Below are 9545 nucleotides of genomic sequence, written 5' to 3' on the forward strand. Positions count from 1 at the left end.
CCGGGCAGCGGCACATAGGCGTCGCCCAGGTCGGCCTGGGTCTGCTTGGCGACCTTGACCGACAGGTCCAGCGCCACGTCGTCGTGCATTTCCAGCGGGCCGCGCGGCATGCCGGTCATGCGGCCGATGTTGTCGATCAGGGCCGGCGCATAGCCCTCCTCGAGCATGGCCAGGCCTTCGGCCACATAGGTGGCGAAGCAGCGCGAGGTGTAGAAGCCTCTGGAGTCGTTGACGACGATCGGGGTCTTCTTGATCTTCAGCACATAGTCCAGCGCCTTGGCGAGCGCCGTCTGGCCGGTCTTCTCGCCCATGATGATCTCGACCAGCATCATCTTGTCGACGGGCGAGAAGAAGTGGATGCCGATGAAGTCCTCGGGTCGGACGGAGGCTTCGGCCAGGCCGGTGATCGGCAGGGTCGAGGTGTTGGAGCCGAAGACGGCGCCTTGGGCCAACTGGGCCTCGGCGCGCCTGGTCACGTCGGCCTTGATCTCGCGGTTTTCGAACACGGCCTCGATGACCAGGTCCGACCCCTTGATCAGGTCATAGTCCGTCGTCGCCGTGACCAGGGCCAGGGTGGCGTCGAACTTCTCCTGGGTCATCTGACCGCGCGACAGACGCTTCTTCAGCAGTTCCTCGACGTGGGCCTTGCCCTTGTCGGCGGCTTCCTGGGTCTGGTCGATCAGGACGGTTTCGATGCCGGCCATGACCTGCACATAGGCCACGCCCGCGCCCATCATGCCGGCGCCCAGCACCGTGACCTTCTTGGCGTCGGACTTGGGCACGCCCGCCGGGCGCACGGCGCCCTTGTCCAGATCCTGCTTGGACAGGAAGAGGCTGCGGATCATGCCCTGAGCCTGCGGCGTCATCAGGGTCTTGATGAAGTAGCGGGTCTCGATGCGCAGGGCGGCGTCCATCGGCGCCTGAACGCCTTCATAGACGGCCTTCATCAGGTTGGTCGCGGCCGGATAGTTGCCGTAGGTCTGCTTGCGGATCATGGCGTTGCCGACCAGGAAGTTCTGAATTCCCGCCGGGTGGTAGGGGCCGCCGCCGGGCAGTTTGAAGCTCTTGTCGTCCCACGGCTGGACGGCCTTGCCGCCGGCCTTGATCCAGGCCTTGGCGGCCTCGACCGACTGACCCTTTTCGACCACCTCGTGGACGATGCCCGCGCCCTTGGCGTCGTTCGGACGGAAGGACTTGCCCTCGGTCATGGCCATCATGGCCGCCTGCACGCCGATCAGGCGCGTCAGGCGCTGGGTGCCGCCGCCGCCGGGGAAGAGGCCGACCTTGATCTCGGGCAGGCCCAGCTGGATCTTGTTGTCGTTCTCGACCACGCGATAGTGGCAGGCCAGCGTCAGTTCCAGGCCGCCGCCGAGCGCCAGGCCGTTGATGGCCGCCGCCACCGGCTTGCCGCAGGTTTCCAGCGCACGCAGGGCGCCGTTCATCTTCCAGCCCGCGTCATAGGCGTCCTGCAGGCTGGCGCCGCCGATCATGCCCCCGGCCATGTCGCCCAGGTCGGCGCCGGCGCAGAAGCCCGAGGCCTTGCCCGAGGTCAGGACCGCGCCCTTGACGGCGTCATCGGTCTTGATGCGTTCCACCAGCTGGGGAATCTCGGCCATGACGGACGAGGTCAGGGTGTTCATCGAACGTCCGGGGACGTCGAAGGTGATCAGGGCGATACCGTCGGCGTCGATGTCGATCTTGAAGTTTTCCATATCCATTCGCTCCCGGATCAGACGCGTTCGATGACGGTGGCGGTGCCCATGCCGCCGCCGATGCACAGGGTGATGAGGGCGGTTTCCTTGTCCGAGCGTTCCAGCTCGTCCAGCACCACGCCGGTGATCATGGCCCCGGTGGCGCCCAGGGGGTGGCCCATGGCGATGGCGCCGCCGCAGACGTTGATCTTGTCGTGCGGGATGTCGAGCGCCTGCATGTAGCGCAGGACCACGGCGGCGAAGGCCTCGTTCAGTTCATAGAGGTCGATGTCGGTCGACGTCATGCCCAGCTTGCCGAGCAGCTTGTGGGTCACGAACTCCGGGCCGGTCAGCATGATCGACGGCTCCGAGCCGATCGAGGCGGCGCCGCGGATCTTGGCGCGGGGCTTCAGGCCCAGGGCCTTGCCGGCTTCCAGCGAACCGATCAGGACGCCCGCCGAACCATCGACGATGCCGGACGAGTTGCCCGGCGTGTGCACGTGGTTGACGCGCTCGACCTCGGGGTAGCGCTGGTTGATCACGCTGTCGAAGGCCATCTCGCCCATCATGGCGAAGGAGGGGTTCAGCGCGCCGAGCGTCTGCATGTCCGTGGTCGGACGAATGGTCTCGTCATGGTCCAGACGAACCAGGCCCAGCTGGTCCAGAACCGGCACGACCGACTTCTTGAAGCGGCCCTCGGCCCAGGACTGGGCGGCGCGCTTGTGGCTCTCGACCGAATAGGCGTCCACGTCGGCGCGGCTGAAGCCCCACTTGGAGGCGATCATGTCGGCCGAGACGCCCTGGGGCACGAAGTAGGTGGCGAAGGCCGAGGACGGGTCCACCGGCCAGGCGCCGCCGTCCGAGCCCATCGGCACGCGGCTCATGGCCTCGACGCCGCCGCCGACGGCGAAGTCGGCCTCGCCGGACTTCACTTTCGCCGCCGCCATGTTCACGGCTTCCAGGCCCGAGGCGCAGAAGCGGTTGATCTGGACGCCCGCCGTGGTCTGGGCCCAGCCGGCGTTCAGCACGGCGGTGCGGGCGATGTCGGCGCCCTGCTCGCCCACCGGCGAGACGCAGCCGAGGATGACGTCATCGACCTTGGAGGTGTCCAGACCGTTCCGGTCGCGCAGGGCCTGCAGCACCTGGCTGGCCAGCGACAGGGCGGTGATCTCGTGCAGGGACCCGTCCTTCTTGCCCTTGCCGCGCGGGGTGCGCACGGCGTCGTAGATGTAGGCGTCGGCCATGAATGTCTCTCTTTGTTGGGTCCCTACCGCTCGGCGCGCGGCGCCTCGCAGCTGGAGGGACAGATCGAACTTCTAGGGTCTCTGTCTCTCGGCGCCTCGCGGCTTGAGGGACGGGTCTGGAATTGAAACCTGGAAGCGTAGAAACCCGACGTTTACGTCAACGTCAAGTAACAAGGCGCGTGAGGCTTTGTCGCGAATGTTTCTCAGCTAGCTGGGCTGTGGGAACGACTGTGCGGCGGTCTGTCTTCCTAGGGACCATCAACCGGGAGAACCGCCGTGACCCAGACTTATGAAGAGATGGACGCCGTCGCCATGCTGAAGGCCGACCACCGCAAGGTGGAGGGGATTTTCGCCAGTTTCGAGATGGCGCGCGGCAAGGACCGCAAGAAGGCCCTGGCCGAGCAGGCCTGTCTTGAGCTCAAGGTCCACACCATCATCGAAGAGGAGGTCTTCTATCCGGCCTGTCGCGGCCAGATCGAGGACGACCTGCTGAACGAGGCCTATGTCGAGCATGACGCCGCCAAGATGCTGATCAACGACATCGAGGCGGGCGGCCCCGACGAGGCCTTCTATGACGCCAAGGTCAAGGTGCTGTCCGAAATGATCGAACACCATGTGAAGGAAGAAGAGATGCGGTCCGAGGGCATGTTCAGCCAGGCCCGAGCGGCGGGTCTGGATATGGACGATCTGGCTGAACGGATGCGCGCGCGCAAGAAAAGCGCCATGGCCCAGCTGAAGGGGCATCCCGAAATTCCTGCCGAGACCCATACCTTCCACGGCGAGGACAACGCCTTCGCCATGGCCGCCGAACCGATGACGCGTCCGCGCGCGCCGACGACGATGGAGATGCGGGAGGCGCGCTGACCTCCCGCAAACCCTGAAGGCCTACTGAGAGACGGCGAGCCTGATCAGCTTGCCGTCTTCTTCGTCGGTGATGACCCAGACGGCGCCGTCCGCCGCCACGGCCACGTCGCGGATGCGGGCGTTCAGCTCGGTCAGCAGGCGCTCCTCGCCGACGACGCGGTTGTTCTGCAGCACCAGCCGCGCCAGCTGCTTGCCGCCCAGGCCCGTGACCAGCAGGTCGCCCTGCCAGCCGGGGAACATGGGGCCGCTGTAGAAGGTCATGCCGCCCGGCGCGATGACCGGGTCCCAGTAGTAGACCGGCTGCTCGGTGCCGGCCCTCGCCGTGACGGCGTCAGGAATGGCCTGGCCGTTGTATTCGATGCCGTAGGCGACGCCCGGCCAGCCGTAGTTCTTGCCCGCTTGGTCCAGATTGATCTCGTCGCCGCCGCGCGTGCCGTGTTCGACGGTCCAGATGGCGCCCGTGCCCGGCTGGACGGCGATGCCCTGCATGTTGCGGTGGCCCAGCGACCAGATCTCGGGTTTCGCGCCCGCCTGGCCGACGAAGGGGTTGTCGGCGGGGACGCCGCCGTCGGCGTTGATGCGGATGGTTTTGCCCATGTGCGAGCCCAGGTCCTGGGCCTGGGGCCGCATCGGCTTGTCGGAACGTTCGCCGAGCGTGATGAACAGCTTGCCGTCCGGCGCAAACGCCAGCGACGAGCCGAAATGCTTGTCGCCGTCGTAGGTGGGCAGGGCGTGGAAGATGACCTGGACGTTCTCGACCTTGGTCAGGTCGTCGGACAGGCGGCCGCGCGCGACCGCCGTGCCGTTGCCGCCTTCACGGGGTTCGGCGTAGCTCCAGTAAATCAGTCGATCCTGGGCGAAGTTCGGGCTGAGGATGACGTCCAGCAGCCCGCCCTGACCGCGCGCGGCGACGGCGGGCAGGCCCGCGATCGGTTCGCCGACCTGACCCTGGGGCGAGACCACTCGCATCCGGCCGGGCTTCTCCGTCACCAGCCACCGGCCGTCCGGCAGCAGGGCCAGGCCCCAGGGGTGGACCAGGCCCGAGGCCACGATGCGGTGGCTCAGCGCCGCCTCGGTGCGCACGCCGGGGGCGCGGGTCTGGCCTTCGAAGGCGGGCTTCTGGTCCGGGTTGTTGGCGGGGCGGGTCTCGACCGGCGCGCCCGGCGAGGTCTGGCCGTTCGCCCCGCAGGCGGCGGCGAGCATGAGGAGCGAGGCGGAAGCGGCGAGGATGATCGGACGCATGGGGCTCTCCTGAACAGCGATGTCGCCCGCCAGAATGAAGCCTTGCCGTCCCGTGCGCGAGCCGAAACCGCCCGCGACCGATCGTCCCGCGTGATTTCCCTGCTTAATCGGCTTGAACCCGACGGAAGGCGGCGATATACGCACGCCTCTCGCGCGTTCCGGTCGTCACGGCCTTGCGCGAGGTCCCGTAAGGGGTTGGGTAGCTCAGATGGTTAGAGCGGTGGATTCATAACCCACAGGTCGGCGGTTCGATCCCGCCTCCAACCACCACGGAACTTTCAGCGCCGCATAGCGAGTATTCGCGCCTTCCTGACCTCTGTCCTCAGCGGAGCAGCCCCATTTCGTGGCACCGCTCGAGGGCAAGCTCTGAAAGTCGGTAGTTGCTGGGATGATCCCAACTGCCTTCTGCGAAGAGGAGCGGTCCCGAAACGCTTCGTCTTCGGTGGTCGTTGGGAAGATCGGTGGAAATGAAGAAGTGCGGCGTCCTGCCAGGCGCGACGATACGGCCGCACATGGTCGTCAGGCCGGGTGAGAATTCGACCGCTTCGAGCGTCAGGTCCGCATAGTGCGGAGACCGGCGACGCAAGCGGTTCTGGAGTTCACCCTTGATGGCGTCCCGATCGTAAACGAACGCAGGGCGTTCGGCCGTGGCTGATCCACAGCCATAGAGCATGGCGGCAAGGGCCAACAGGAACGCCCTGGCGGCAAGGATGCGTGTGCTCATAGAGGTCGTGAGGCGCTTCGGTTCTGAACCAGGCCCGACCTCAGCCCTGCGGAATGCGCGACGCGCCGCCGGTGATCTTGCAGACATTGTCGGTCTGCGGGCGGCCGGTCTGGGCGCCGGTGGGGGCCAGGATGCCGCCGCGCGCGACGCATTCCGCGCTCAGCTTGTCCAGTTCCTGCTGATAGGTCGGGAAGGTCTTGTTGGTGGCGCAGGCGCCGAGGGCCAGGGGGGCGGCGAGGGCGACGAGAACGAGGACGGCGCGCATGACGAGGGCTCCTTGCAGTTGTCGGCTTAACGGTTAGCCGCGGGCGGACGTTCCGTCAGCCGCGCCCGCGATGCAAGGCCAGGCTTCAGAACGTCAGCACGCCGAGGTGCTCCAGCAGGATCTTGAGGCCGAGCGCGATCAGGGCGACGCCGCCGACCAGCTCGACGATCTTGCCCAGCCGCGTCCCCGCCGCCTTGCCGATCAACAGGCCCAGCGTCGCCAGGGCGAAGGTGGTGAAGCCGATGCAGGCCGCGATCAGCCAGATATTGGAGCCCAGCAGGGCCAGGCCGACCCCGACCGCGCCCGCGTCGATCGAGGTGCCGACGGCGGTGGCGACCAGGGCGACCAGGCCGCGCGACACGGCCTTCTTCGCCTCGGCTTCTTCTTCGGCCTCATCCTCGGGCTTCAGCGCCTCCCAGATCATCTTGCCGCCGACCGCGCCCAGCAGGCCGAAGGCGATCCAGTGGTCGACGGCCTCGACGAAGCCGGCGGCGGCGACGCCCAGGGCGAAGCCGATCAGCGGGGTGATGGCCTCGATCACCCCGAACACCAGGCCCGAGCGCAGTGCTTGCGGCAGGGTGGGGCGGTGCTGCGCCCCCCGGCCGATGGCGGCGGCGAAGGCGTCGGCGGACATGCTGAGCGACAGGATGGCGATGGCGACAGGGGTCATGGACGATAGACTCGGCCGGGCGCGTGACAGCACGTCCGGGCGCAGGCCGGCACGGCCCCCGGATCGTGCTGGTCTCGCTAGGCGGAACGGATCCGCTGATCGCGCCATGCCTCCTGCGGAGGCAAGTGTGTTGACGCGATCCCGGCTGACAGACGCCGGAAGCTACTCCCCAACGCGGCCCCTCTAGCGGCTGGGGACAGCGGGTTCAACCCTGTCGGACTGGCCGGAGGCGACAAGACGCCCCATCTGTGCTAGACGCCGCCCCTTCACCCCCGCCGCAGGATATCCAGCCTTGAGCATCACGCTCGACCTTTCGCGTGCTTCCGCAGTCGTCAAAGCCCCCGTCAACCTGTCCGGTCTGACGCGCGAGGGCCTGCGCAACGCCTTGATCGAAGCGAAGATCTGCCCGCCCGAGAAGGCCAGGATGCGCGCCTCCCAGGTCTGGCGCTGGATCCACCACTACGGCGTCACCGACTTCGCCCTGATGAGCGACATCGGCAAGGAGACCCGCGCCGCCCTGGCCGAGGCCTTCACCCTGGCCCGTCCCGAGATCGTCGAGCGTCAGATCTCCAAGGACGGCACGCGCAAATACCTGATCCGCACGGCGCCGGGCATCGAGGTCGAGGCCGTCTATATTCCCGACGTGGGCCGGGCCGGCGCCCTGTGCGTGTCCTCGCAGGTCGGCTGCACCCTGAACTGCACCTTCTGCCACACCGGCACGCAGAAGCTGGTGCGCAACCTGACCGCCGCCGAGATCGTGGCCCAGGTCCAGGTGGCCCGTGACGACCTGGAGGAATGGCCGTCGCCCAAGGAAGATCGCCGCCTGTCCAACATCGTCTTCATGGGCATGGGCGAGCCGCTCTACAATCTGGACAACGTCGCCGACGCGATCGACATCATTTCCGACAACGAGGGCATCGCCCTGTCGCGCCGCCGCATCACGGTCTCGACCTCGGGCGTGGTGCCGCAGCTGCAGGCCCTGGGCGACCGCACGGCGGCCATGCTGGCCATCAGCCTGCACGCCACCAACGACGCCCTGCGCGACGTCCTGGTTCCGCTGAACAAGAAGTATCCGCTGGATCAGCTGATGGCCGGCATCCGCGCCTATCCGGGTCTGGCCAACACCCGCCGCGTGACGTTCGAATACGTCATGCTGAAGGGCGTCAACGACAGTCCCGACGAGGCCCGCGCCCTGGTCAAGCTGATCGAGGGCATCCCCTCCAAGGTCAATCTGATCCCGTTCAACCCCTGGCCCGGCACGGACTACGAGTGCTCGGACTGGAAGACCATCGAACGCTTCGCCGCCATCCTGAACAAGGCCGGCTACGCCTCGCCCATCCGCACCCCGCGCGGCCGCGACATCCTCGCCGCCTGCGGCCAGCTGAAGTCCGAGAGCGAGAAGCAGCGGGCCAGCGCGAGGATCAAGGCCGAGCGCGAGGAAGCCGACGCGGCCTAAGCGTCGCGGGTGAGGGCGTGAAAGGTTGCGCCGCCGACGGCGCCCGAGATCGGTAGGGCCAGGGAAAGTGCCAGGCCGTTCCAACCGAGGGCGGCTGTTAGAAGGCTGACGCCAATCAGCGTCGCAAGGATGCAGCCGCCGATTTTGGCGTGGCGGGGGCGGCTCCACCCTTGTCGTTTCATGATGAATGCGGTCGGGACGCCCAGCACGGCGACGCCGCCGAGAAAGGCGACGAAGGCCAGAGTGAAGCTGACCAGCCCAACATATCCGGATACCCTTGGTGAACTGGTTCCGAAGCGTTCATGGAGCCAGACAATAGAGGCGAGTTGGGCGGCGTAAGTTCCAGCGGCGGCCGCCGATGTGCACGTGAATACGTATGCCCATCGGATGATGTTGATGATGGTGCTCATTTGGACTGCGTTGTGCGGAGCATTGCTCGTCGCTCTACCATCCCCTCCGGCGTCCGCACGTTCCACGCTAGCCCCAGCCGTTCCAGCAGCTGGATAAAGCGGAAGCCCCAGTCGCTCTGGCCGGGGTAGAGGCCGATGCGGGCCGAGCCGGGCCAGGCGTGGTGGTTGTTGTGCCAGGCCTCGCCCATGGTGGGGATGGCGGCCCAGGGCACGTCGTGGGCCTGAACGCCCGCCTCCTTGACCAGCCACGTCTGCGGGCCGCGCCGGTGGGCCAGATGACCGACGAACCAGTGGCCGATGACGCTGATAGACACACGGACGCAGACGCCCCAGACCACGAACCCCCAGCCGCCCATCAGCCACAAGACCGCCGCGACCGGCGCCTGCTGCAGCATCCAGGTGCGCTCCAGAAACCGATAGAAGGGATCGCGCCCGACGCGGCCCAGGTCGAAGGTCGGCGGGTGATCGAGGACCAATCGACAATGCATCTGCCAGGCGGCGTCGACCGCCATCGGCCGTCGGTGCGCCAGATAGTCGTGGCAGTTGCTCTGACGTTGCGCCCAGTCGCGCAGGTCGTGGGTGCGGATCATCCAGAAGGGGCCGCTCATGCCCACTAGCGTCCCGAACCAGACCAACTGCCGTTCCAGCCACAGCGGACAATTGAAGCTTTCGTGGATCAGCCGCCGGTGAAATCCGACCGAATGGCCGAGCAGGAGTGTGGCTCCGGTCGCGAGGATGAAGACGGCAAGGGCGCTCAGGCTGAAGGTCGCGGCGCCAAAGACCAGGGTCGCTCCCAGCATGGCCCCGTTCCACAGGGAATGGGTCGGATCCCAGACGACCCGGCCGGCCACGGGGCTGCTGTCGGGCGTTTCGACCAGGCTGTTCACCGCGCAGGGATCGTGCTCATGCATCGGACGGCTCCGAGAATGTATTTAAGCAATAACTTAATCGCCGAATTGCTGCTCTGGCAAGCGCTTAG

10 protein-coding genes, 1 tRNA gene and 1 riboswitch are annotated in these 9545 nt (G+C 67.0%); of the genes, 3 read left to right on the plus strand and 8 right to left on the minus strand.

Features of this window, described 5'->3' with window-relative positions:
- Positions 1-1712, minus strand: a 1712-nt coding sequence (locus VGE49_RS00275) for a 3-hydroxyacyl-CoA dehydrogenase NAD-binding domain-containing protein (RefSeq protein ID WP_331032599.1), incomplete at its 3' end; no start/stop codon positions are given.
- 17 nt (positions 1713-1729) lie between these two features.
- Positions 1730-2935, minus strand: coding sequence for an acetyl-CoA C-acetyltransferase (locus VGE49_RS00280; RefSeq protein WP_331032590.1), 1206 nt, complete (start codon positions 2933-2935; stop codon positions 1730-1732).
- A gap of 276 nt (positions 2936-3211) precedes the next feature.
- Between VGE49_RS00280 and VGE49_RS00285 the strand changes: the two genes are divergently transcribed.
- Positions 3212-3799 carry a hemerythrin domain-containing protein gene (locus tag VGE49_RS00285; RefSeq protein WP_331032591.1) on the plus strand — a complete coding sequence of 196 codons (588 nt, stop codon included), beginning with the start codon at positions 3212-3214 and terminating at the stop codon, positions 3797-3799.
- 21 nt (positions 3800-3820) lie between these two features.
- Here the strand turns inward: VGE49_RS00285 and VGE49_RS00290 are convergent, their stop codons facing one another.
- Positions 3821-5041: a PQQ-dependent sugar dehydrogenase gene (locus VGE49_RS00290; RefSeq protein ID WP_331032592.1), complete on the minus strand. Its 1221-nt coding sequence runs from the start codon at positions 5039-5041 to the stop codon at positions 3821-3823.
- 193 nt (positions 5042-5234) lie between these two features.
- On the opposite strand from VGE49_RS00290, the gene VGE49_RS00295 reads away from it, so the two are divergent.
- A tRNA-Met gene (locus tag VGE49_RS00295) sits at positions 5235-5311 on the plus strand.
- Positions 5312-5363: 52 nt separating this feature from the next.
- Here VGE49_RS00295 and VGE49_RS00300 read toward each other — a convergent pair.
- The 3 genes from VGE49_RS00300 to VGE49_RS00310 all read right to left on the minus strand — a co-directional run bounded on the left by VGE49_RS00300 (position 5364) and on the right by VGE49_RS00310 (position 6700).
- Positions 5364-5765 carry a hypothetical protein gene (locus VGE49_RS00300; protein ID WP_331032593.1) on the minus strand — a complete coding sequence of 134 codons (402 nt, stop codon included), beginning with the start codon at positions 5763-5765 and terminating at the stop codon, positions 5364-5366.
- Positions 5766-5805: 40 nt separating this feature from the next.
- A complete protein-coding gene (locus tag VGE49_RS00305) occupies positions 5806-6030 on the minus strand; it encodes a hypothetical protein (RefSeq protein ID WP_331032594.1) in 225 nt (74 codons plus the stop codon).
- An 85-nt stretch (positions 6031-6115) separates the two neighbouring features.
- Positions 6116-6700: a manganese efflux pump MntP gene (locus VGE49_RS00310; RefSeq protein ID WP_331032595.1), complete on the minus strand. Its 585-nt coding sequence runs from the start codon at positions 6698-6700 to the stop codon at positions 6116-6118.
- Between the two features lie 79 nt (positions 6701-6779).
- A riboswitch (yybP-ykoY riboswitch) is annotated at positions 6780-6878 on the minus strand.
- A gap of 114 nt (positions 6879-6992) precedes the next feature.
- Here VGE49_RS00310 and rlmN point away from each other — a divergent pair.
- Positions 6993-8156 carry a dual-specificity RNA methyltransferase RlmN gene (gene rlmN / locus VGE49_RS00315; RefSeq protein WP_331032596.1) on the plus strand — a complete coding sequence of 388 codons (1164 nt, stop codon included), beginning with the start codon at positions 6993-6995 and terminating at the stop codon, positions 8154-8156.
- Here the strand turns inward: rlmN and VGE49_RS00320 are convergent.
- Both VGE49_RS00320 and VGE49_RS00325 read right to left on the minus strand, forming a co-directional pair.
- Complete coding sequence (locus VGE49_RS00320; RefSeq protein WP_331032597.1) at positions 8153-8566, minus strand: hypothetical protein; 414 nt, start codon at positions 8564-8566, stop codon at positions 8153-8155. The two genes, rlmN and VGE49_RS00320, sit on opposite strands and share 4 nt — an antisense overlap.
- Positions 8563-9477: an acyl-CoA desaturase gene (locus VGE49_RS00325; RefSeq protein ID WP_331032598.1), complete on the minus strand. Its 915-nt coding sequence runs from the start codon at positions 9475-9477 to the stop codon at positions 8563-8565. Before VGE49_RS00325 ends, VGE49_RS00320 begins: the two co-directional genes overlap by 4 nt.
- Positions 9478-9545: the final 68 nt, after the last annotated feature.

This window comes from Brevundimonas sp. (assembly GCF_036405315.1).
Taxonomy (GTDB): Bacteria; Pseudomonadota; Alphaproteobacteria; order Caulobacterales; family Caulobacteraceae; genus Brevundimonas.

Bases quoted from the DNA above. Each gene is read 5' to 3' on its own strand.
- VGE49_RS00280 (WP_331032590.1), bottom strand. From the start codon at position 2,935: ATGGCCGACGCCTACATCTACGACGCCGTGCGCACCCCGCGCGGCAAG.
- VGE49_RS00290 (WP_331032592.1), bottom strand. From the start codon at position 5,041: ATGCGTCCGATCATCCTCGCCGCTTCCGCCTCGCTCCTCATGCTCGCC.
- VGE49_RS00300 (WP_331032593.1), bottom strand. From the start codon at position 5,765: ATGAGCACACGCATCCTTGCCGCCAGGGCGTTCCTGTTGGCCCTTGCC.
- VGE49_RS00305 (WP_331032594.1), bottom strand. From the start codon at position 6,030: ATGCGCGCCGTCCTCGTTCTCGTCGCCCTCGCCGCCCCCCTGGCCCTC.
- VGE49_RS00310 (WP_331032595.1), bottom strand. From the start codon at position 6,700: ATGACCCCTGTCGCCATCGCCATCCTGTCGCTCAGCATGTCCGCCGAC.
- VGE49_RS00320 (WP_331032597.1), bottom strand. From the start codon at position 8,566: ATGAGCACCATCATCAACATCATCCGATGGGCATACGTATTCACGTGC.
- VGE49_RS00325 (WP_331032598.1), bottom strand. From the start codon at position 9,477: ATGCATGAGCACGATCCCTGCGCGGTGAACAGCCTGGTCGAAACGCCC.